The organism is Candidatus Limnocylindrales bacterium, from assembly GCA_035571835.1.
Classification (GTDB): Bacteria; Desulfobacterota; Binatia; order UBA1149; family CAITLU01; genus DATNBU01.
In genome coordinates this window covers 1-21,339 of record DATNBU010000012.1, presented here as the reverse complement: position 1 = coordinate 21,339, position 21,339 = coordinate 1, and the positions used below count along the sequence as shown (strand labels likewise).

20 protein-coding genes are annotated in these 21,339 nt (G+C 65.0%); 8 read left to right on the top strand and 12 right to left on the bottom strand.

Features of this window, described 5'->3' with window-relative positions; genetic code table 11:
* The first annotated feature begins 8 nt into the window (after window positions 1-8).
* Both VN634_05370 and VN634_05365 read left to right on the top strand, forming a co-directional pair.
* On the top strand, window positions 9-1,601 hold the full coding sequence (locus tag VN634_05370) for a DUF748 domain-containing protein (protein HXC50295.1): 1,593 nt from the start codon (window positions 9-11) through the stop codon (window positions 1,599-1,601).
* A 140-nt stretch (window positions 1,602-1,741) separates the two neighbouring features.
* Window positions 1,742-3,088 carry a hypothetical protein gene (locus VN634_05365; GenBank protein ID HXC50294.1) on the top strand — a complete coding sequence of 449 codons (1,347 nt, stop codon included), beginning with the start codon at window positions 1,742-1,744 and terminating at the stop codon, window positions 3,086-3,088.
* 37 nt (window positions 3,089-3,125) lie between these two features.
* On the opposite strand, the gene ligD (VN634_05360) is transcribed toward VN634_05365, so the two are convergent.
* From ligD (VN634_05360) to VN634_05345, 4 genes are all read right to left on the bottom strand, one after another.
* Window positions 3,126-5,033: a DNA ligase D gene (gene ligD, locus VN634_05360; protein ID HXC50293.1), complete on the bottom strand. Its 1,908-nt coding sequence runs from the start codon at window positions 5,031-5,033 to the stop codon at window positions 3,126-3,128.
* A 134-nt stretch (window positions 5,034-5,167) separates the two neighbouring features.
* Window positions 5,168-6,043, bottom strand: coding sequence for a Ku protein (locus VN634_05355; protein HXC50292.1), 876 nt, complete (start codon window positions 6,041-6,043; stop codon window positions 5,168-5,170).
* A 16-nt stretch (window positions 6,044-6,059) separates the two neighbouring features.
* Window positions 6,060-6,938 (bottom strand): SDR family oxidoreductase, encoded by an 879-nt coding sequence (locus VN634_05350; protein HXC50291.1) that lies wholly within the window; start codon window positions 6,936-6,938, stop codon window positions 6,060-6,062.
* A 69-nt stretch (window positions 6,939-7,007) separates the two neighbouring features.
* Window positions 7,008-7,565 carry a hemerythrin domain-containing protein gene (locus tag VN634_05345; protein HXC50290.1) on the bottom strand — a complete coding sequence of 186 codons (558 nt, stop codon included), beginning with the start codon at window positions 7,563-7,565 and terminating at the stop codon, window positions 7,008-7,010.
* Window positions 7,566-7,828: 263 nt separating this feature from the next.
* Between VN634_05345 and VN634_05340 the strand changes: the two genes are divergently transcribed.
* Both VN634_05340 and ligD (VN634_05335) read left to right on the top strand, forming a co-directional pair.
* The gene (locus VN634_05340; protein HXC50289.1) at window positions 7,829-8,701 is read left to right on the top strand and encodes a DNA polymerase ligase N-terminal domain-containing protein; all 873 of its coding nucleotides are present in this window, start codon (window positions 7,829-7,831) and stop codon (window positions 8,699-8,701) included.
* Complete coding sequence (gene ligD / locus VN634_05335) at window positions 8,686-9,708, top strand: non-homologous end-joining DNA ligase (GenBank protein ID HXC50288.1); 1,023 nt, start codon at window positions 8,686-8,688, stop codon at window positions 9,706-9,708. Before VN634_05340 ends, ligD (VN634_05335) begins: the two co-directional genes overlap by 16 nt.
* A gap of 78 nt (window positions 9,709-9,786) precedes the next feature.
* Here ligD (VN634_05335) and VN634_05330 read toward each other — a convergent pair whose 3' ends face one another.
* Complete coding sequence (locus VN634_05330; protein HXC50287.1) at window positions 9,787-10,284, bottom strand: RidA family protein; 498 nt, start codon at window positions 10,282-10,284, stop codon at window positions 9,787-9,789.
* Between the two features lie 169 nt (window positions 10,285-10,453).
* Here VN634_05330 and VN634_05325 point away from each other — a divergent pair, with 169 nt between their 5' ends.
* On the top strand, window positions 10,454-11,227 hold the full coding sequence (locus VN634_05325) for a class I SAM-dependent methyltransferase (GenBank protein ID HXC50286.1): 774 nt from the start codon (window positions 10,454-10,456) through the stop codon (window positions 11,225-11,227).
* A gap of 33 nt (window positions 11,228-11,260) precedes the next feature.
* Window positions 11,261-12,160 carry a non-homologous end-joining DNA ligase gene (gene ligD, locus VN634_05320; protein ID HXC50285.1) on the top strand — a complete coding sequence of 300 codons (900 nt, stop codon included), beginning with the start codon at window positions 11,261-11,263 and terminating at the stop codon, window positions 12,158-12,160.
* Window position 12,161: 1 nt separating this feature from the next.
* On the opposite strand, the gene VN634_05315 is transcribed toward ligD (VN634_05320), so the two are convergent.
* The 5 genes from VN634_05315 to VN634_05295 form a co-directional block, all read right to left on the bottom strand.
* Entirely contained in the window at window positions 12,162-12,518 is a 357-nt protein-coding gene (locus tag VN634_05315) for a hypothetical protein (protein HXC50284.1), read from the bottom strand.
* A 37-nt stretch (window positions 12,519-12,555) separates the two neighbouring features.
* Window positions 12,556-13,359 carry a DUF72 domain-containing protein gene (locus tag VN634_05310; GenBank protein ID HXC50283.1) on the bottom strand — a complete coding sequence of 268 codons (804 nt, stop codon included), beginning with the start codon at window positions 13,357-13,359 and terminating at the stop codon, window positions 12,556-12,558.
* Window positions 13,360-13,389: 30 nt separating this feature from the next.
* Entirely contained in the window at window positions 13,390-14,115 is a 726-nt protein-coding gene (locus VN634_05305; protein HXC50282.1) for a hypothetical protein, read from the bottom strand.
* A 180-nt stretch (window positions 14,116-14,295) separates the two neighbouring features.
* A complete protein-coding gene (locus VN634_05300) occupies window positions 14,296-16,071 on the bottom strand; it encodes a protein kinase (protein HXC50281.1) in 1,776 nt (591 codons plus the stop codon).
* Window positions 16,072-16,134: 63 nt separating this feature from the next.
* A complete protein-coding gene (locus tag VN634_05295; protein HXC50280.1) occupies window positions 16,135-16,806 on the bottom strand; it encodes a hemerythrin domain-containing protein in 672 nt (223 codons plus the stop codon).
* Window positions 16,807-16,966: 160 nt separating this feature from the next.
* Between VN634_05295 and VN634_05290 the strand changes: the two genes are divergently transcribed.
* Both VN634_05290 and VN634_05285 read left to right on the top strand, forming a co-directional pair.
* Complete coding sequence (locus VN634_05290) at window positions 16,967-17,734, top strand: hypothetical protein (GenBank protein HXC50279.1); 768 nt, start codon at window positions 16,967-16,969, stop codon at window positions 17,732-17,734.
* Window positions 17,731-18,483: a hypothetical protein gene (locus tag VN634_05285; GenBank protein ID HXC50278.1), complete on the top strand. Its 753-nt coding sequence runs from the start codon at window positions 17,731-17,733 to the stop codon at window positions 18,481-18,483. The genes VN634_05290 and VN634_05285 overlap by 4 nt, the downstream gene beginning before the upstream one ends.
* A 67-nt stretch (window positions 18,484-18,550) precedes the next feature.
* On the opposite strand, the gene VN634_05280 is transcribed toward VN634_05285, so the two are convergent.
* Together VN634_05280 and VN634_05275 are read right to left on the bottom strand one after the other, a co-directional pair.
* Window positions 18,551-19,804 (bottom strand): NAD(P)/FAD-dependent oxidoreductase, encoded by a 1,254-nt coding sequence (locus VN634_05280; protein ID HXC50277.1) that lies wholly within the window; start codon window positions 19,802-19,804, stop codon window positions 18,551-18,553.
* A 113-nt stretch (window positions 19,805-19,917) separates the two neighbouring features.
* Window positions 19,918-21,339 (bottom strand): (Fe-S)-binding protein (locus VN634_05275; GenBank protein ID HXC50276.1); only part of this gene is annotated, 1,422 nt, incomplete at its 5' end.

The window sequence follows — 21,339 nt, the reverse complement described above, 5'->3', positions numbered from 1 at the left end:
CTTCTCTCATGGCCCTGGCTCTGCCCATTCATCTGCCGCGCTCGCGCTGGCAGCGATCGTTCCTCGTCATCCTGGGGCTCATCGTCACCCTTTCGATCATCGCAGCGTTTTTCGTCGAGGAACCCCTGCGCCGGAAGATCGAAGGCGACATGAACGCGAGCCTCAAAGGCTACAAGGTGGCAATCCGCAAGCTCGATTTCCATCCGCTGGGCTTCTCGCTCGACCTCGAGGACTGGAGCGTGCGGCAGGATGCACATCCCGAGCCGCCGCTGGCCTTCGTGCCGAACCTCACGGCGAGCGTCCAGTGGCTGTCGCTGCTTCGCGGCAAGCTGGTCGCGAACTTCCGCATCGACCAGCCGAGGCTTCACCTCGACCAGGCCCAGGGCGAACAGGAAATCGACAACAAGATTCCGGCGAACGAGCGCGCAAAAAGCTGGCAGCAGGCGTTCGAACAGATCTACCCGCTGAAGATCAACGAGATCAAAGTGAACGGCGGCGACGTCGTCTTCAAGCCGGACGGCGATTTCAAGCCGCTTCATCTGAGCAACGTCAACGTGCTGGCGACCAACATCCGCAACATCAAGTCGCGCGACCACGAGTATCCGTCCGACCTGCACGCGGATGCCGTCGTCTTCGACAACGGCTCGCTCGAGATCGACGGCAACGCGGATTTCCTTGCCGAGCCGTATGCCGGCATCAAGACCGCGGTCGAGATCGACAAGCTCCCGCTTTCCTACCTTACGGGAGCCATCCACGACTACGCGACGATCCGCAAGGGCACGCTGTCGGGCAAAGGGCTCGTCGAATACGCGCCGAAGATCAAGCAGGTGAACCTCGACGACGTGACGGTCGCAAGCGCCGACATGGACTACACGATGACCAAGGCGAACGCCGCCGAGTCGAAGCAGATCAAGAAGCAGACCGTCCAGAAGGCGAAGGAAGTCAGCAACGATGCCGCCGTTCAGCTGCGCGCAAAGAACGTCAAGCTGACCGACAGCACGCTCGGCTGGATCGACAAGACCGCCACGCCGAACTACCGGATCTTCTTCTCGAGCCTCGACGTCAACGTCAAGGACTTCAGCAACCAGACCAAGGAAGGAATCGGCACGGTCGATGCCAAGGGCCGCTTCCTCGGCAGCGGTCCGAGCACGCTGACCGCAAAGTTCCATCCGCAGACCGGAAGCCCCAACTTCGATCTCGACGTGCGCATCAACGAAACCGATCTGCTCAAGATGAACGACCTGCTTCGTGCCAAGGCGAACATCGACGTGACCAAGGGATTCATGGGCTTCTATTCGGAGCTCGGCGTGCGCAACAACGCCGTCGACGGTTACGTCAAGGTGCTGTTCCACGATGTCGACGTCTACGACAAGGCGCAGGACAAGCACCGGCCGCTGATGAACAAGGTCAAGCAGTTTGCCGCGGACGTGGTGGCCAACGTGCTCGAGAACCGCAAGACCGACGACGTCGCGACCAAGGCCTCGCTCAGCGGACCGATCGAGAATCCGAACGCGAGCATCATGGAAATCATCGGCAAGCTCGTCGAGAACGCGTTCTTCAAGGCCATCCTGCCGGGCCTCGACGAGACGCAGAAAGACTGACGCCTGCGGCCCCTGGCCCTGCCTTTTCTCCGCTCCTGCGGATCGCCTGCCCGACCGTGCTTCCGTCAATTCCCGCGACCTGATAGCGGGCGTTTCCGTCGCGGTCGCGCAACCCTTTCGCACGGCCGCAGGAGACGCTCATGAGAATCTCCATCCCGATCGTTCTCGTCACGACGTTGTTCGCTTTCGGGGCCGCGCCTGCGGCGGTCGCGGCGCTCGGCGACTGCGGTCAGCCGCAATCGACCGGCAACGGGCCGAAAACGGCCGATGCGCTGGCCGCGCTGAAGAAAGCCGTCGGGTCGCCGTCGGCCTGCGACGCCAAACCTTGCATCTGCGACGTCGACGGCAGCGGAACCGTCACGACGACCGACGCGCTGCGCCTGCTTCGCGCGGCCGTCGGACAGTCCGTCGAGCTGAGCTGCAGCTGCGTCGAGGAATGCACGCTGCTCAGCGGCGTGCAGGCGGTGGGTTCGACGAGCTTCCCCCGTCTCGACGCGCCGCCGAAGCAGGTCGACATCGACGTGCGGATCGTCGCGGTCGACAAGGATTTCATCAAGAACGCGGGCCTCAGCTTTGCGCTGGCGACGCCGCTCGTAAGCGCGGTGCCGACGCCAGGCGGGACCAACGGCGAAGGCAAAACCTTGGCCGTCAGCTCGAACGCGACGGGCGGACCGCCCGATCTCGATTACCTGCTGTACGCCAATCACCGCCCCGAAGGCGCGCTGCCCGTGCTGAACAAGAACTTCGTCTCGCCGTTCACCGCCGTGAAAACCTTCTTCCCGCTTCCGACCACAGGGTGCGTCGAGTTCGAACCGTCGGACGTGACCGAGCCGCAGGGATTCCCCGGCGTCACACCGGTCGAGAACGTCCCCGCCGGCAACGCGGTCTTCACCGGCGGCCAGATCGTCTACGACGTGCTCTCGCCGTCGGCCGCTGCGTCGCTGCTGACGACGATCCAGAACGACAATCGCAACAAGGTCCTTACCGCTCCGCGAGTGGTCGTCTATTCCGGCCAGACGGTCTTTCACATGGTCGACGACATCACTGCGTCGACCAACCAGATCGCCGAAGAGTACCGCACGCGCGTCCAGGCGGTCACCCAGAATCCGTTCGGCACCTTCACCGGAGTCGCCCTCGATATCACGCCGATCATCGGCATCGACGGGAACATGACGATGGACGTGCGTCCCGAATCGAAACTGCTGTCGTTCTTCTTCTCGACGGCGTTCACGGTGAAGGGCACGCAGGTCGACGCCGAAATTCCCGTCCACGGCCGCGGAATGAACGTTGCGAGCATGGCCATACCCGCCGGACAGACGCTCGTCGTGGGAGGCATTATCCGCCAGGGTCAGCAGACCGCGGAGATCGGCCTGCCGGTGCTCGGACAGGTTCCGCTCGTCGGAAGCCTCTTCACGCACAAGCAGGTCGATCCGCAGAAACAGAACCTGATCATGTTCGTGACTCCGACGATTGTGACGCCGGAGTGATGCACGACATGCGCGTCCGAATGCGCTGCCGACGCAGCTAGCGGCGAGTGCGCTGCGGCGCGACGGCACCGGACGCCGCGTCGAGGACCTTCGCGAGCGACTGCGGCGCAAGCTTCGCCTGCTGCCACGGATCCTTCTTCATGCCGCGAAGCCGATCGGCAAGGTTGCGCACGTTGAACATGTCCGGCCTCAGCTTCGGTGACAGCTCGTCCCACGAAATCGGGACCGCAACCGGTGCACCGGCGCGCGCGCGCGTCGAATACGGCGCGACTGCCGTCGCTCCGCGCCCGTTGCGAAGATAATCGATGAAGATCACGTTCTCGCGCCGGTTCTTGGCAAGGTGGGCCGTGTAACGCCGCGGCTCGAGGCGAACGACCGCCTGCACGAGCGCGCGCGTGAAACCTTTGACGGTCGGCCAGTCGAGCTCGGGCACGACGGGAACGACCACGTGCAGCCCCTTGCCGCCGGTCGTCATCACGAGCGACTCGAGCCCGAGCTCGGCGAGCGTCGAGCGGACCAGGCGCGCGCCGTCGAGCACGGCTTCCCACGTCACTCCCGGTCCGGGATCGAGGTCGAACGTGATGCGGTCGGGCAGCTCGAGCGTTTCCTGACGCGAGCCCCAGATATGGATTTCGAGCACGCCCATCTGCAGCAGCGCGACAAGGCCTGCAGCGTCGTCGACGTACAGATACGTCGAGCCCACGTCGCCTTTGAGGTCCGGAATCTCGACGCGCCGGATTTCCTGTTCCGGCGCGCCCTCGGCGTTCTTCTGGAAGAAACAGGCCGAGTCGTATCCGTTCGGGCAGCGAAGCAGCGTCAGCGGCCGGCCCGTCACCTGCGGCACCATCCACGGCGCCACCATTTCGTAGTAGCGCGCGATCTCGAGCTTGGTCAGCCCGATGTCGGGGTACAGAACTTTCGATGCGTTGCCGATCTTTACCCCCGCAACGCGGGTAGACGCCCGCGCCGTTTCCGTGTCGTCCGTCCCGGCTTCGATTGCGGCGGCGGGAGCCGCCTGTTCGATCGTCACGTCAGCGGCCGACCTGTCGTCGCGAATGCCGCGGAACGACGGGTGACGCACATGCCCGCCTGTCGTCCACCCCATGAACGCAACTTCCGCGACGAGCTCAGGTTCGACCCAGTGCGCACCATGGCGGCGATCGGCGGGCACGGAAAGAAACGGCATCTGTGCGCGTTCCAGCCGCTTCAGACGGCGCGAAAGCTCGCGCAGCGTCACCTCACTGAACCCCGTGCCGACGCGGCCTGCGTAGCGCAGGCCGCGTCCAGAGGGCACACCAAGAAGAAGCGCTCCGAAGCCGGTCCGCGTGCCCGACCCCTCACTGAATCCTCCGATGACGAACTCCTGCGTCTGCACGCATTTCAGTTTCAACCAGTCGCGGGTGCGCCCGTTCGAGTACGGTGCGTCGGCCCGCTTGCTGACGATTCCCTCCAGCGAGTGCCGGCACGCTTCCCGAAAGAATTCCGGACCGCGCCCGCGCACGTGGTCGCTGTAATGAATGACCCCGTCCGTATCCGAAGCGGCGATCAGCTCGGCAAGGACGGCCTTGCGGTCTTCGAGCGTGGCACCGGTCAGGTCGCAGCCGTCGAGGTGAATCAGGTCGAACGCTGCATACGTAAAGCGCTCCTGGCTGTCGCGGGTGACGGCATTCTGCACTTTCTGAAAGCTGGTCGTGCCGTCGGGCTCGAGAATGATGACTTCGCCGTCGAGCATCGCGCTGCGCGCGGCAAGCCGCGTCGCGGCACGGGCCACGCGGGAAAACTGCCCGGTCCAGTCCTTGGCGCTCCTCGACAGCAGCCTTACCTCGCCTGCGTCGACGCGCAGGAGCATGCGGTAGCCGTCGTACTTGATTTCGTGCAGCCAGCCGTCGCCGCGAGGCGCATCGGTGACGAGCGTGGCGAGCTGCGGAGGAATCCAGTCCGGCAAAGGGCCGGGTTTTGCGCCGTTCGCGCGCGAAGCACTGGCCGACGCAGCGCCGGAAGGTTTGCGGCGCGATCCTGCAGCGGCCTTTTTGCGGAGCTCTGGCGCGCGCGCCAAAGGACGCGATGTCGCGGCGCGCTTCACGCGCTCTTCGCGCGCGCCCTCTTTGTGGCCTGACGGCTCCCGCGATCCGTTTTCGATCGTCCGCCCTGGCGCGACTCGACGCTCTTTTTCAGGAGCGGCATGAGATCAACGACTTCGCGCTTCGGCGCGGCCTCTTCTTCCTCTTCCGCCGGCTCCTCGATCACGTGCGTCTGTCCGGACTTGATCTTCTTCTCGATCATCGCCATCACGTCTTCGCGATAGGTGTCCTTGTACTTCTTCGGGTTCCACTTCGCCGTCATGTCCTTGACGAGCCGCTCGGCGAGCTTGACCTCGCGGTCGCTGATGCCGAGCTTTTTCACGTCCTCGTCGGGGACTTCGATGCCGAGCTTCTTCGGATCGCGAAGCTCGTACGAATAGCGAAGCATCTCGAGGACCAGAAAGCCTTCGCGCACCATCAGCGCGGCCATGCGCTGGCGCGTACGCAGCACGACGCTCGCAATTCCGACCTTGCCGGTGCGTGCGAGCGTCTCGCGCAGCAGCGCGTAGCTCTTGCTGCCTTTCTTCAGCGGCTCGAGATAGTACGGTTTTTCGTAGTAGACCGGATCGATCTCCGACTGATCGACGAAATCCTCGATTTCAATGGTCTTGGTGGCCTTCGCGTTGGCCTTGCGCAGGTCTTCGTCGGTCAGCACCACGTATTCGTCGGGCTCGTACTCGTAGCCGCGAACGATCTCGCTCCACGGCACTTCCTTGCCGGTGTCCTTGTTGACGCGATTCATGCCGACGCGCGAGAACGTGCGCTTGTCGATCTGATGGAACGCGAGCTCGTTGGCTTCCTCGCCGGTGACGATCCCGACCGGGATCTCGACGAGACCGAATGAAATGCTGCCTTTCCAGATCGAGCGTGCCATGGCGGTACCTTGCGGCTCAGCCCGCCGTCGTCTCTCCCCCGAGAAGCGTCAGCACCTCGCCGGTGATGTAGCTGGCGTCGCCTTCGGCGGCGAAAAACACGAACGCCGGCGCGACCTCTTCCGGCTGCGCCGGACGCTTCATCGGCGTGTCGTGTCCGAACTTCGCCACTTCCTCGGCCGGTTTGTCCGACGGGTTGAGCGGCGTCCATACCGGCCCCGGCGCAACGCAGTTCACGCGAATGCCCTTGTCGATGAGGTTCTGCGCGAGCGACTTCGTGAACGCATGGATCGCGCCCTTGGTCGCCGAATAGTCGAGAAGCTTCGCGCTGCCCTCCAGGCCCGTGATCGAACCGCAGTTGATGATGGCGCTTCCGCGTTTGAGATGGGGAAGCGCGGCGCGCGCCATGTAGAAGTAACCGAAGATGTTGGTGCGGAACGTATGCTCCCACTGCTCGTCCGTGATGGCGTCGAGGCTCTCCTGATGCTGCTGGAACGCGGCGTTGTTGACGAGGATGTCGAGTCGGCCGAGCGCGCGGATCGTTCTTTCCACCGCGTCGCGGCATGAGGCCGGATCGGTGACGTCGGCCGGAATGAGCACGGCGCGGCGACCCTCGCGCTCGACGGCGTCGCGGGTCTCCTCCGCGTCGGACTGCTCTTCCGGAAGGTACACGATCGCGACGTCTGCGCCTTCGCGTGCATAGAGCACCGCAACCGCTCGACCGATGCCGGAGTCTCCGCCGGTGATCAGCGCGGCCTTGCCTTCGAGCTTTCCGGAGCCCTTGTACAGTGGCGCCAGATATCTCGGCCGCGGATCCAGCTCGGACTCGATCCCGGGCTTGTCCTGGTGCTGGGCAGGAAACGGTGGCTTCGGCTCGTGCTGTTGCTGGGTTCTCATCTCGGTTCTCACAGGCTCGAAGCCACCGTCATCGGGTTGCCGGGTTTCTTCCGTCGTCGGCGCGCTGCCTTACTGCTCGTCTTCATCCTCGTCTTCGTCTTCCATGTCCTCTTCGTCGAGGTCTTCGTCCTCTTCGTCTTCCTCGCTGCTGCCCTCGTCGGCCTTCATTCCCTGAAGCTCGGCCTTGCGCGCTTCCATCCTCTCGGCGAGCTCGCGCAGCTCGTCCTTCTCGAAGACCTTGCGCGCACGCGAAAACATTTCCTTCTCTTCCTCGTCGGCGTGGTGCTCGATCACTTCCTTGAGAACTTTGGCCTTGGCGGAGAAGACTTCGGTTCCGGGGTCGGTCTCTTCGATCTCGGGCATCACGAGGTCCACGACGTGGTGTTCCTCGAGAGCTTCCTGGTAGAGCTTGCGGTCTTCCTTCTTTTTGACGGCGTCGCGATACGCCGGATAAAAAATTTCTTCCTCGATCGTGGTATGGATCTCGAGCTCAGCGGCAATCTTGTGCAGCAAAGCCTCCCGCTTCTGCGAGGAGCGCTCGCTCGAGTTTTCGAGCTGCGACAATAGCCCGCGCACCTTTTCGTGATCCGCTTTCAACATTGAAATGGCATCGGTCTGACTTGGCATGGGGCACTCCTTGAGGTTCGGGAATTTCGGCCTCTCATCGGACGTTGGCATGTCCGAGCCATTCGAACTACGGGCGCGAACCGATTTACCCCGTAGAGCTTGCGCGCGTGCATCCGCATGAGGGAGATCAAACCGGCGACTCGTCTCGGGATAAAAAATGACGGGAACAATGGCGCATGCGTCCAACCTGCGGCCACGATGGAAATCCAAGCCGTGCGCGGATGCGCGGCGGGCGGAACAGAGCGCGCAACGGAGATCGAGCAATGGCAAGCACCAGGCAGAAAGCTGCATCGTCGCAAAGTGCGAAACGTGCAACGCGCGATGCAAAGAGCTCAACGGCAAGCAAAGCAACGACGGTCAAGCGCGCAGCCGCCGACACACCGGCTCCGCGCACGAAGAAGGCCGCCGTCACGCGCACGAAGAAGACGGCCGTCGCCCCCACGAAGAAGCCAGCCGTCGCGCGCACGACGAAGCCCGCAGTCGCACGCTCGACGAAGCCGGCCGTCGCGCGCACGCGATCCGGCGACAAGCTCGCCGTCTACCGCAGCAAGCGCGATTTCGGCAAAACGCCCGAACCGCAGGGAACCTCGCCCAGCCGCTGGAAGAAGAACGACAATCCGTTCTTCGTGATCCAGAAACATGCCGCGAGCCGGCTGCATTACGACTTCCGGCTGGAGGTCGACGGCGTGCTCAAATCGTGGGCGGTTCCGAAAGGTCCGTCGATGGATCCGGCCGACAAGCGTCTCGCGGTCGAAACCGAGGATCATCCGATGGATTACGCCGACTTCGAAGGAATCATCCCCGAGGACGAATACGGCGGCGGTACCGTGATCGTCTGGGACGCCGGGCCGTACCGCAACCTGAAGGAGGTCGGCGGCAAGGAAGCTTCGCTTGCCGACAGTTACCGGCGGGGAACCATCGAAGTCTGGCTCGAAGGAAAAAAGATCCGCGGCGGTTTCGCGCTCGTTCACAGCCGCATGGGCGAGAACGAAAAGAACTGGCTGCTCATCAAGATGAAAGACAAGGCTGCGAACCCGGAGGACGATCCGGTCAGCGAGCGCACCGAGAGCGTGATTTCCGGACGGACCATCGAAGACGTCGCGCGTTCGCCGAAGAAAGTGTGGTCGTCGAAATAGACAGCCCGCTGCTGCGCGCGGTGCCGGCCGCCGAGCGCAGCAGACTTCGCCGCCAATCGCAGCCGCGCCGGCTCGCACCGATGCTCGCGACGCTGACCGCGAAACATTTTTCCGACCCGGGATGGATCTTCGAGCGCAAGCTCGACGGCGTGCGCTGCGTGGCACTGCGCCGCAGCAACCACGTGCGCCTGTTGTCGCGCAATGGCCTGGAGATCGGCGCTGCCTATCCCGAGCTCGTTCACGCCCTGGCTCGCGAGCGCTGCGACGACTTCATCGTCGACGGCGAGGTCGTCGCCTTCGACGGAAAGCAGACGAGCTTCTCGCAGCTGCAGCGCCGCGTCGGCGTACGCGATCCGGACAGCAGGCTCGTCGCCGCCACGCCGGTGTACCTCTATCTGTTCGACGTGCTCCATGTCGACGGCTGGCGCACCACTGCGCTGTCGCAGCTCGCACGCAAGGATCTGCTGCGACGGATGTTGCGTTACCGCGATCCGGTTCGTTATACGGAACATCGTGCGCAGCACGGCGAGCGTTTTCTCGCCGAGGCGTGCCGCGAGGGCTGGGAAGGGCTGATCGCGAAGAAGGCCGACGCGCCGTACGTGCACAAGCGCTCGCGCTGCTGGCTCAAGTTCAAGTGCGTCGCCGGCCAGGAGCTGGTGATCGCGGGCTACACCGATCCGCAGGGGTCGCGCGAAGGGTTCGGCGCGCTGCTGGTCGGCTACTACGAGCGCGGCGCGCTTCGCTATGCCGGCAAGGTCGGCACCGGCTTCGACCACGAGACGCTCGCCAGGCTCACGGCGAAATTCCGCCGCCTGTCACGCAGCACCTGTCCGTTCGACGAGGTTCCGCGCGAACCGCGCGCGCACTGGGTCTCGCCGGAGCTCGTCGGCGAATTCGGATTTACCGAGTGGACTCGCGACGGCAAGCTTCGCCATCCGCGTTTCCTCGGGCTTCGCGCGGACAAGAAGGCGTCGAGCGTACGGCGCGAGGCGCCGAAAAGTGTCTAGCAGTCCGGCGCACGACGCAGTCCCGCCGTACACACCTGTTCGCGGCGTACACGACCTGCTTTGATCGGCAGCGCGCAGTCACGCCCTGCGGGCGGTCGCGTCGCCATCTTTGACCTCGACGATCGCATCGACCTCGAGGCAGATGTTTGCCGGCAGCGACGAGACCCCGACCGCGAGGCGCGCGTGCCGCCCCGCCTCGCCGAAGACTTCGACGAGCACGTCGGATGCTCCGTCGATGACCCGCGTGTGCTGCGTGAAGTCCGGCGCGGCATTGACGAGGCCGCTCACGCGCACGATGCGGCCCACAAGGTCGAGCGTCCCGAGCGTTTCGCGAATGGTGACGAGCATCGCGAGCGCCGCTCCGCGAGCCGCCGCGTAACCGGTTTCGACATCGACGTCGAGACCGAGCTTGCCGAATGCGACGCTGCCGTCGGGGTGATACGGAATGTGGCCGGCCAGGAAGACCAGCGAGCCGCTTCGAACCGCATTCACATAGGTCCCGGCGGGCGGAAACAGGCGCGGCAGATCGACCCCGAGGGCGGCGAGTCTCGATTCCGGAGTAGGCAGTGTGTTCATCGGACGGTTATAGCCCGGCAGTGAGCCTGCGAGGAGAGCCGCCTGCCACACCCGCGCGGGTACCATTTGAAGCCGTGCGGCGGCGGACAGCGCCATCCAGTTGAAAGCCGCTGTCGTGTACGAACATGATCCCGCCGCCCGCTCGCGCAGCCGGCAAAAGGAGACGCCCGTGACGAACCGCACGCAGCCGCAGGAACAGCCGGGCATCGTCCCGCCGCATACGCCGCTTCGCGAGTACTACGGAACCGACCAGAACCGGCATCCGTACGTCATCGATCTGTTCAACCGGACGGCGAAGCACTACAACACGATCGAAGGCATCTTCCTGAACGGCGGGCTTCTGTACCGGCGCCTGTCGCTCAAGTTCAACGGTCTCAAGCGCGGCATGAAAGTGCTCGATGTCGCAATCGGCACCGCAGCCGTCTCACGCGGCGCGGTCCAGTTGGTCGGCCCGGAAGGCCTGGTGATCGGGTGCGATCCGAGCCCCGGAATGCTCGCGGAGGCGCGCAAGCATTTTCATGGACCGCTCAGCCGCGGCATCGCCGAGCAGCTTCCGTTTCGCACCGACAGCTTCGATTTCGTGACGATGGGAATCGCGCTGCGGCACGTAGCCGACCTGCGCGCCGCGTTCAGCGAATACTTCCGCGTCCTCAAGCCGGGTGGTACGGTCTGGATCCTCGAGAGCCACGTGCCCGAATCGCGCATCGGTCACAGCATTACGCGCTTCGTCTGGAAGCGGATGATTCCGGGGCTCACGCTGCTGACCACGCGCGACCCGGAAGCCAAGGTGCTGATGGATTTCTACTGGGACACCGTCGAGAAGTGCGTGCCGCCGGCGACGATCGTCGAGACCATGCGCGACGTCGGCTTCCTCCAGGCGCGTTCCAAAGTGGTCGTTCCCGGAGCGTTCTGCGAGTACGTGGGCCGAAAGCCGCCGCTCTGACGGCCGGTCGCGCGAGATGGCTGGTTCATCGCGATGACCACGAAAAAGCTCGGGCGACGCACCGTCGAGCTCTCGAACGAGAACAAGGTCCTGTTTCCCGACGACGGGATCACCAAAGGCGACATCATCGCCTATTACGAAAACGTCGCCGACCGGATCCTTCCGTTTCTCAAAGGCCGCCCGCTCGTCCTCGAGCGTTTTCCGAACGGCATCGGCGCATCCGGCTTCTACCAGAAGCAGACCGGGGCCTACTTTCCCGACTGGATCCGCACCGTTCGCGTGCGCAAGCAGGGCGGATCGCAGGATCTCGTGGTCTGCGACGACGTCGCGACGCTCGTCTACCTGGCCAACCAGGCGGCGATCACGCTGCATCCGTGGCTGAGCTGCGCGGACCGCATCGATTGCCCCGACCTGTTCATCGTCGACCTCGATCCGCCCGCCGGAAAATTCGACCAGGCAAGATCGGCCGCGCTCCAGTGCCGCGCACTGCTCGACGAGCTTTCCATGCCGGCGTTTCTCAAGACCACCGGCTCCAAGGGCCTGCACGTCGTCGTGCCGCTGGCCGGCAAGGAAAGCTTTGATACCGTGCGCGCGGTCGCGACCAGACTCATGGCCGTGCTGGCTGCGCGGCATCCCGACGAGCTGACGACCGAACACCGCATCGACAAGCGCCGCGGGCGCGTCTACCTGGACATCGCACGCAATGCGTATGCGCAGACGGCGGTGGCCGCGTATTCGGTGCGCGCCGTCCCCGGCGCGCCGGTTTCGATGCCGATCGACTGGAAAGAGCTCGCGCAGAAGAAATTCGACGCGCGCTCCTACACGATCCGCAACGCACTCCAGCGCCGCGGCGCCGATCCGTGGGCGGACCTGCGGCGGCGCCGCTGCACGATGTCGACACTTCAGAAGAAGCTCGACCGGCTGGAGCACTGAGTCAGCTTTTCTTCGTGCTGCGCTTCTTCGCGCTGCGCTTCTTCGTGGTTCGCTTCTTTGACGTCTTCTTGCGCGTGGTCTTCTTCGATGCGCTCTTCTTCGTGCTGCGCTTTTTGGCGGCTTTCTTGCCGGCTTTCTTGCCACCTATCCTGCCACCCTTTTTTGCGGGTGCCTTGTTCACCTTCTTGCCGCGACCCGAACCGGACTTCTTGCCGCCGCCGCCCATCGCGTTGACCGTGGCCCATGCCCGGCTCTTCGCGGTCTTCTTGCTCTTGCCGCGCTTCGCGTAGCTTTCCGCGATGTGTTCGGCCTGTCGTTTCTGTTTGTCGGTGTATTTTTTCTTCGAGCCTCTTGCCATGTTTCTGTCTCCTTCGCCCCTCTCCTCTTGAACCGTCTCACCCGCCCCGCCCGGCCGAACGGACGGCGGCAGACGACATTTCGACAGCTTCGAGTGCGCGCGGTACGTGCTCGTCGCAAAGCGCCAGCGCATCGAGCGCGGCGGCGCCGTACTTGGTATTGTCGAACACGCACCAGGTGGCGGCCGATCGCGCGCAGTCGCAGAGCCGCCTGGCGATGCCCTCGAGACGTTCGGCGCCGTAGGCCGATTCGTACATCAACGGGGAGCCGTGAAGGCGGTAGTACGCAAGATTCTTCCAGCCGCCCGGCTCGGCGGCGGACGGCGCGACGCATGGGTCCACGGCTGCACGCGCGATACGAAACGACTCGAGCTGCCGCTCGGCAGCATCCGAGAACCAGCTCACGTGCCTCGGCTCGAGAACGACGGCGCCATCGAAACGACCGCGCAGGACCTCGAAGAACCGTCCGGAAATGGCGCGGCAGTACTCCATCGTCGGAGGCAGCTGCAGCAGAATCGGTCCAAGACGGTCGCCAAGCCCGGAGATTTGTTCGAGGAACAGCTCGAGCGGGACTACCGCATTCATGAATCGCAGGTCGTGAGTGATCTCCTTCGGCGCCTTGACCGCGAACTTGAAATTTTCCGGCACCGATGCCGCCCAGCGCTCATACGTCGAGCGGCGGTGCGGACGGTAGAACGACGAATTCAGCTCTACGGCGTGAAGCCGGCGCGCGTAACGGGCGAGGTGGGAATCCTCGCCGGGAAACAGCGTCGCGTGCTCACCGCGAATCGACCAGCCGGCGCAGCCGATCGCGAAACAGGACTTGTCGCGTGCAGTCACCATCAAAACGGACCACTCGGAGATGCCGGACAGCTACTCCTCGTACTCGTCGGAGCCCTGCACCCAGAGGAACGACTGGATGTCGATCATGTCGCGGGGGCGCATGTCGCGCAGGTCGCGCCGCACGGTCGCTGCGAAGTCGAGCAGACTCGCGTACGTCTCCCATGACGGTCGCGACGTGTAGCGGAAGTCGAAGCCGTAGGCGGCCGCAGCCAGTTTTGTCACCGTGGGCTTCAGAAAGACGTGCTCGTCCGGCAGAGCGATAAAACCGAACACCGTGACGATCGGCCAGGTCAGCACGCGTGTCTGCCTGCGCGGAAGGGCGGCCACCGCTTCGCACCAGCGTTCGAACCGGCGCTCGGGGTTTCCGCCGCCGTGGCAGAAGTCGTAAAGGCCGGTCGCGAACGTCTTCGCTCCGGCCGGCGACGCAACCGCGTCGCGCAGAGCCATTTTTTCGAACGAGAACAGAAGATTGGTTCGCGACTCGATCCGTACCGCTGTCGCAGCAACCTCTGCGAACTTCCCGGCGGCAAGCATCGCGCGCCACTGGCCGCGCTCGAGCAGCTCGTTCCATCGCAGATGCGCCTGCCATTTGTAGTCGCGCTCCCAGTCGATGTACGTCTCGTCGCGGAAGCCGCCGCGGAAAAAGCGCAGGAACTTGCGGCGGCAGCGCAGGACCCTCGCCGCAGGCGATGCGGTCGCGCGTGGAGTGCGTGCGCGGCGCGTGGTTGACCTGCTGGCTTCTTTTGGAAACGCCATCGAAGACTCCGCCCGGGAGCGACTGCGAACTGCCACGTGTCTCGATGGTGGCTGCCGCATTCGTCACGGGCATGATCCCGGCTAACACGCAAAACGCGGCTGCGGTAGACAAAACCCGCCTGCGGCGCCGATCACTCGCGCAGTGGGGTCATGATCGAGGGAATGTGGGTGTGTGCGGCGTCAGCGAAAGCGGCGAAGGATCGTGCTCGACGCAGGGGCGCGGAGCATGTCCTCGAGCGCCGGCGCAGACTCGGCGTCGGCAAAGTTGCGAAGCCGCAGGCTCGCTTCGGCTGCAGTCGGCCGCTTTGCCGGATCTTTCGCGAGACAGTCCGCGATCAGTCGCGCGAGCTCTTCGGATACTCCGCTTGCAACGCTTCGGACGTCGGGCGGCGCGACTGCGACGTGGCTCATCATCACGCGACTCGCGCCGTCGACCTCGAATACGAGCCGTCCGGCAAGAAGCTGGAACAGCAAGAGGCCGCTGGAATACACGTCGGCTTTGCCGGTGACGTCCTGTGCCATCACCTGTTCGGGCGCCATGTAAGCCGGCGTCCCGACGACGAGCCCGGTGCTCGTGCGCGTGATCGCATCGGCGGAAACGTCGTCGAACAGCTTGGCCAGCCCGAAGTCGAGAAGCTTGAGCCCCGGCGGCTTGTCGATCAGCATCACGTTGGCGGGCTTGACGTCGCGATGGATCACGCCGTGAACATGGGCGGCTGCGAGGGCGTCGCAGAGCACCTCGCCGAAACGGGCCACGCGAGCCTGCGGCCACGGCCCGCTCTGCATCTGGTCCTCGAGCGTCTCGCCCTCGAGCAGCTCCTGCGCCTGATAGAGGAATCCGTCGGCCGACAGGTCGACATGGATCATGCGCACGACCGCCGGATGCGTGATCGCGGCAACCATAGCCGCTTCGCCGACGAAGCGCCGCATCGCATCGAGCTCGACGGCCGTCGTCGGATGGATGACCTTGATCGCGACCTTCGCGCCGGTCGCGCGGTCGCGGCCGGCATACACTTCGCCCATCGCGCCGGCGCCGAGCTTGTCGCCGATCTCGAACCTGTCGCCGAGCACCGATCCGGCGCGCAGCTTGTCGTCGCCTTCCTTCAGTTTGGCCAGCCGCGCGAGCGCCATCGAGAGCTCGCTCGAGCGTGCGCGGATCTGCGAGCGGAGCTGCGCATTGAGCTGGCTGACTTCCTCCGCGCGCCGGATGATCTCGGCTACCTGCTCGGCAACGCGCCGTTCGAGATCGCTGTTGAGCGCGGCGAGCTCGTCTCTCTGGCGCGCGATCGTGCGCCGCTGCGTGAAGTCTCTCTGACGCGCAATCGACAGCAACCAGCTGAGCGCCAGGCTGATGACGACGACGGTGGCCACGTTGAGAATGCTGGAGGTTCGCACCGCCGCATCGGCCTGGAGAAGAGAGATCGACACGACGACGACTGCCGTGCCGAGGCCGTAGACCCAAAGGCCCGCCCTCAGCGGAAACGCGCAGATCACCGCAATCGCAAAACAGTAGCCGGTGAACGCAGAAACGTTGGTGAACATGAGCTGGTCGATGCCCGTCGCCAGCGCTCCGTGGACCAGATAACCGGCTGCACCGACGTAGATGAGCGAACGCGCGCCTCGGGACCTTGGCCACCACCAGGCGACGGCGGCAAGAAAGATGGCGAGAGGAATCGTCGCGGCATGCATCGCGACGAGGCTGCGATGCCATTTGAACGCCTGCGCGCTCATCGAAGCGCGTGCGGCGGACGGCACCTGGTACAGAGCGATGTGCACCAGGTGCACGAGCAGCATGAGCGGCGCCAGAACGCGCTGCCGCCGGATGTCGCGCTCGACGGCCTCGTCGGCAAAGGCCGCCTGCTCGGCGGGCGCGAGCTTGCCTCCGGACCAGTCCCGGATCAGCGATTGCCAGAATTCATGGAGACGTCGCGTCTCCGTCTTTGGAATCTCCCCCACGGAGTTCCCTCCGGACCGTTCGCTCTTCTCAGCGCAGCATAGCACGCCGCATTCGGCTCGCCTTCATTTCGGTGTGAAACGCGCGAGATCGCCCAGGTCGACGAGCTTCTCGATGGCCGCAACCTCGGCCACCGTGCGTTCGAACCCGCCTTGCCCGAGCCTGCGCTCTTCCTGCTCCTCGGCTTTTTCGCCGAGCTCGGCAAGATCGTGGGTCGCAACGACGCCGTAGATCGCGGGAAACACGATCGTCTCCTCGAAGGCTTCGTGCGGACGATACATCCTGACGAATGCATCGATGGACGCGGCCAGCTCCGCGCGGCTTCGCGGCTCGGCATACGCAACGGAAGTCGTTGTCCGAAGGATCGCATCGGTCAGGCGGCGGCCGGCCGCATGCTGCGAAACGAGCACGTCGACGAGCTCCTTCAAGCGTCCGTGGCGCATGAGCTCGGGAAAGACGAGCTGCTCTTCGACCTGCTCGTGATAGTCCTCGATGAACGTGCGGATGACCTGCGCGCTGCGCTGGAACGCCTCTCCGGGAACGTCTCGTTTTGCGCGAAGACGGCGGACACCTTCCTCGTAGACCAGCAGCAGGCGGTCGAGAACGCCGTGCTCGCGCATCAGATCCTCGGGCGCCGAGATGCGCGGCTCCTTGCCGCCGGACGGCTTCGACGCTTCGGCGCGGGCGACCGCCGGCCATCCCGCAGCAAGCGCCGCCATTCCCACGGACCCCGTCATTGCAAGAAATTCGCGGCGTGATCGGGCCATCTCGATTCTCCCGGTAGCGTCCTCTCCGGGAATCAAAGTGGTCCTCGACCGTTGTCGCCGCAAACGCCGCCGTGCCGGCACCTGCCGGTTCGATAACGAGCGGCGCGCCGCATACAGACGCGGACGGGCTATGCGGCTTTCGCTTTTCGAGTTCGAAGACCAACCGTGGTGCCCGCCCGTGCTCCGCAACGCGATCACGGGTTACCTGCGCATCGTGGTCGCGATGACCCGTCAGGTGCGGCCCGTGGTCCCCGCACTCGTCGAGCTGCTGCGCCGTAGCGGCGAGACCAGCATCCTCGACCTCTGCTCGGGCAGCGGCAGCATCGCGTGCGAGGTCGGCCAGTCTCTCGCCCTTCGCGGCGCGCCGGCGCCGATCACGCTGAGCGACCTTTTCCCGGACGAAGCGCGCCTCGAGCGGCTCGCGAGCGAGCTGCCCGGCGTGCTTCGCGTGCATCCGGCTCCGCTCGATGCCACGCGCGTTCCACCGGCGATGCCGGGGCTGCGCACGATGTTCAACGCGTTTCACCACTTCGATCCTCCGGCGGCGCGGGAGATTCTCCGTGATGCAGCGACGGCCGGCCGTCCGATCGCAATTGTCGAATTCGTCGAACGTACCCCGCTGACGCTGCTCGGAGTTCTGGTCACGCCGCTCCTCATGCTCGTAGTTGCTCCGTGGCTGCGGCCGCTGCGCTGGCAGGCGCTGCTGCTTACGTATGTGATTCCGATCGTGCCACTGGTCGTGTTCTGGGACGGGCTGGTTTCGTGGCTTCGCGTCTATTCGGTTCGCGAGCTCGGGGCGCTGGCAAGCGAAGTTGTCGTACCGGGATACTCGTGGTCGGCCGGACGCTGGCGCGTGGGGCCGGTGCGCGTGACGTATCTTCTCGGGTACCCGGCGTGAGTAACGACGAACGCGGCGCGCCGGAGCCGGCCGATGCCGACGTTCACCGGCTGCGCAAGGACTACGCCGCGAACGTCGACAATCGTGTGCAGGCGGCGCTGCTCGCCGTGCTCGCGCTCGGCGCGATGCTCTATCCGGTTCTGATTCGCCGGCTCGCGGATCATTTCGGCGTTCGGATCGTTGCGGCGATCTTCGCAGTTGCCGGCGGGCTCTCCGTGCTGCGGGCTCCGGAAAGACGTTCGTGCGCGCTTCGAGCGGCTGCAGCAGCCGTGCCCGCGTCGGCGGTGATCACCGGCACGGTTACACCGCTGCTGTGGGTGCCCGCCATTCTGTACGCGAATCTCGCGCTGCTCTTTCTCGCGAGCCTTGCGACACCCGTCCCGCTCGTGCTGCGCGCGGCGCGGGCAATCCAGCCGGCCGTTCCGGAATTCGTCGCCCCGTACTGTCGCCGCGTGACGTTGCTATGGGGAGTGATCTTCGCGCTGAACGCCGTCGTGCTGGCGATTGCGCCGTGGGCCGTTTCGCCGGCGGCGTGGGAGCGTCTTGCCGGCTACGGAGTCTGGACGTGGATGGGAGCGGTCACGATCGTCGAGTTCCTGGTGCGAAAGACGTACTTCCGCAACTACTGGTACCGCGGACCGTTCGAGCGTTTCTGGTCGCGGCTGTTTCCTGCCGAAGCGACGCCTATGGGCCGGCGCTCGGCCGAATACATCCGCGAGACGCGCCGCAAGCTCGGGCTTGACGATTGATTCGCCGAGCTCTCTCACGCTGCCGCCGAGGGGCGTGAGCCGAACGTCCGCCGGCTCGTCCGAACGACTAGCTGATCCTGAGCATCTCGGGATCGTTGTTCCACAGCGCATGCTGCGCCATGAACGTGAGCAGCCCGAGGCTGTATGCGTTGGTCACGCCTTCGCCGGTAAAGATGCGCGGCATGTGCTTGCGGAAGTGCCAGTCCATCATGCGGCCGGGAATGGTCCGCCGCATGTGGTCGCCCATCTTGAACAGCGTCAGCAGGCGGCCGTTGTAGAAGATGTCGACGACCCGGCGCCACGCGTGAAAGCGCCGGTGCATCTCGCTCTCCCACTCGCGCAGCGATTCCTCTTCGCCGGACAGTAGCGCACCGGCAAGGTCGCGCGCGCTCTCGAAAGCGATCAGCGTGCCGCTCGAGAACACCGGATCGATGAACCCGAATGCGTCCCCGACGAGCGCCCAGTTCTCGCCGAACCCGCGCGCGGTCGACAGCTGGTAGTTGCTGTAGCGCACGACGGGCGTCACGCGCGTCGCCGGTGCGATCCAGCGCGACATCACCGAGTCTTTGCGCAGGAACGTATCGTACTGCTCTTCGAGAGTGTCGCCGCATCCGGCCAGCCGGCTGCCATCGACGACGATGCCGACCGACACGCGGCCCGGCAGCGGAATGCGCCACGCCCATCCGAAATCGAGCCGGTCGGTGTGGACGTTGCCTTCGATCTCGACGTCGACTCCGGTGTGATGGGCATGCAGCGCGACGTCCTTGCGCGGGCCTTCGTCGAACGCGAGATCGAGCAGGCGCGCGCCGATGCGCTTCCTGCCGGCCGCGTCGACGATGAAGTCCGGCGGCGCTCCGCCGAAAACAGCGGATGCCGCCGCGAGTGAATCGGCGGCAAGCTCGAGCCGGTCGCTGCCCGGCACGCGCACGAGGTGCGCCGGGTGCTCGATGACCTGCGCACCCGCCTTGACGGCCGCATCGAGCAGCGTCGCGTCGAAGCGGTCGCGAGGAACGTTGTACGAGTATTCGGTGCGCGCGCCGCGAACGTCGTCGAAGCGGATGTTCAGGCGTTCGGTGGCGTTGAAGCAGAACGTCGCTCCCGTCTTGCGGATGCTGTAGCTCGCCACTTCCGATTCGACGCCGAGGTCGCGCAGGATCGGCACGATGGCGGGCACCAGCGATTCGCCGATCACGATCACGGGGCGTTTCGGCTGCGTGAAAAGGGCGACTCGGACTCCCGCGCGGGCGAGGTACGTGGCCAGGGCGGAGCCGCCGGGGCCGCCGCCGACGATCGCAACGCTGGAGGGTGTGGATTTGCCCACGGGCGCGAAAGCTACGCGAGCGCGCGCCGAGCGTCAACGAGCCTGCCGCAAGCAGCCACCGTGTGATCCGGATCGTCGGGAACGCGACGAACGTCAGCCGCGTCGCCGAGGCCTCAGGCCCTGAGCCCCTCGGCCGCGAGCTCGAGCACGTCGCGATTGCGCACGCTCTCTTCCTTTTCTTTCGCCTTCACGCCGTCCGACAGCATCGTCATGCAGTACGGGCACGCCGAAGCGATGGTCTTCGGCGCGGTCTCCAGGAGCTGCTCGACGCGCAGCACGTTCACGCGCTGTTCGGGGCGCTCCTCGACCCACATGCGGCCGCCGCCGGCGCCGCAGCACATGCCGAAGTTCTTCGTGCGCTCGGGCTCCTTCAGATCGACGCCCGAGAGCGATTCGAGGATCCGCCTCGGCGCATCGTAAAGGTCGTTGTAGCGGCCGAGATAGCACGAGTCGTGGTAGACGACGGCACCGAGCGGTGCGCCGCCGCTCACGTCGATGCGTCCCGACGTGATCAGGTCGGAGACGACTTCGGTAGCGTGCACTACCTGGTAGTCGCCGCCGAACTGCGGGAACTCGTTCTTGATCGTGTTGAAGCAGTGCGGACAGCTCGTGATCACTTTCTTCACGTGGAAACTGTCGAGCGTCTCGACCGCCATCTGCGCCATCGACTGGTACAGGTATTCGTTACCGAGGCGGCGCGCGGTGTCGCCGTTGCACGGCTCGTCGCGGCCGAGGATCGCGAACGAGATGTTCGCGGCCTTGAGCAGCTTGGCGACGGCCTTGGTGATCTTCTTGGCGCGATCGTCGAACGAGCCCGCGCAGCCGACGAAGAACAGGTATTCGGCGTCGGGGTTCTCGGCGATCGTCGGGATGTCCATGCCTTCGGCCCAGTCCGCACGCTTGTCGGCGCCGATGCCCCACGGATTGCTCTGGCGCTCCATGCCCTGAAACACGCGCGTCAGCTCGGCGGGGAAGCGCGCGGCTTCCTGCACGAGGTGGCGGCGCATGTCGACGATCTTGTCGACGTACTCGATGTTGACCGGACAGGCCTCTTCGCACGCGCGGCAGGTGACGCACGACCACAGCACTTCGTCGGAGATCACCTCGCCTACGCCGGTCTGTTCTCCGGTCGTCACGATACCTTCGACGTTCGGGTCGGTCACCGACTGCGGGTTCGCGTACAGGTAATCGCGAAGGTTCAGCATGAGCTGGCGGGGCGCGAGCGGCTTGCCCGTGGCCGTTGCCGGACAGACCGACGAGCAGCGGCCGCACTCGGTGCACGAGTACATGTCGAGCACCTGCTTCCAGGTGAACTGGTTGATGTACGACGTACCGAAGGTCGTCGCGTTCTCGAGATCCTGCTTGCTGAGCTGGCCCATCGGTTCCAGCTTCTTGAAGAACACGTTGGGGACGGAGGTGATGATGTGGAAGTGCTTGGAGATCGGCAGCAGGTTCATGAAGGTCAGGATGATGCAGTTGTGCAGCCACCAGCCGACGTTGCTGGCCAGTTCGGCGAGCCCGACCCCGCCGATCGA

Excerpts from the sequence above, each read along its gene's own strand:
- VN634_05370 (HXC50295.1), top strand. The coding sequence starts at position 9 with ATGGCCCTGGCTCTGCCCATTCATCTGCCGCGCTCGCGCTGGCAGCGA.
- VN634_05365 (HXC50294.1), top strand. The coding sequence starts at position 1,742 with ATGAGAATCTCCATCCCGATCGTTCTCGTCACGACGTTGTTCGCTTTC.
- VN634_05355 (HXC50292.1), bottom strand. The coding sequence starts at position 6,043 with ATGGCACGCTCGATCTGGAAAGGCAGCATTTCATTCGGTCTCGTCGAG.
- VN634_05350 (HXC50291.1), bottom strand. The coding sequence starts at position 6,938 with ATGAGAACCCAGCAACAGCACGAGCCGAAGCCACCGTTTCCTGCCCAG.
- VN634_05345 (HXC50290.1), bottom strand. The coding sequence starts at position 7,565 with ATGCCAAGTCAGACCGATGCCATTTCAATGTTGAAAGCGGATCACGAA.
- VN634_05340 (HXC50289.1), top strand. The coding sequence starts at position 7,829 with ATGGCAAGCACCAGGCAGAAAGCTGCATCGTCGCAAAGTGCGAAACGT.
- VN634_05330 (HXC50287.1), bottom strand. The coding sequence starts at position 10,284 with ATGAACACACTGCCTACTCCGGAATCGAGACTCGCCGCCCTCGGGGTC.
- ligD (HXC50285.1), top strand. The coding sequence starts at position 11,261 with ATGACCACGAAAAAGCTCGGGCGACGCACCGTCGAGCTCTCGAACGAG.
- VN634_05315 (HXC50284.1), bottom strand. The coding sequence starts at position 12,518 with ATGGCAAGAGGCTCGAAGAAAAAATACACCGACAAACAGAAACGACAG.
- VN634_05310 (HXC50283.1), bottom strand. The coding sequence starts at position 13,359 with ATGGTGACTGCACGCGACAAGTCCTGTTTCGCGATCGGCTGCGCCGGC.
- VN634_05305 (HXC50282.1), bottom strand. The coding sequence starts at position 14,115 with ATGGCGTTTCCAAAAGAAGCCAGCAGGTCAACCACGCGCCGCGCACGC.
- VN634_05295 (HXC50280.1), bottom strand. The coding sequence starts at position 16,806 with ATGACGGGGTCCGTGGGAATGGCGGCGCTTGCTGCGGGATGGCCGGCG.
- VN634_05290 (HXC50279.1), top strand. The coding sequence starts at position 16,967 with ATGCGGCTTTCGCTTTTCGAGTTCGAAGACCAACCGTGGTGCCCGCCC.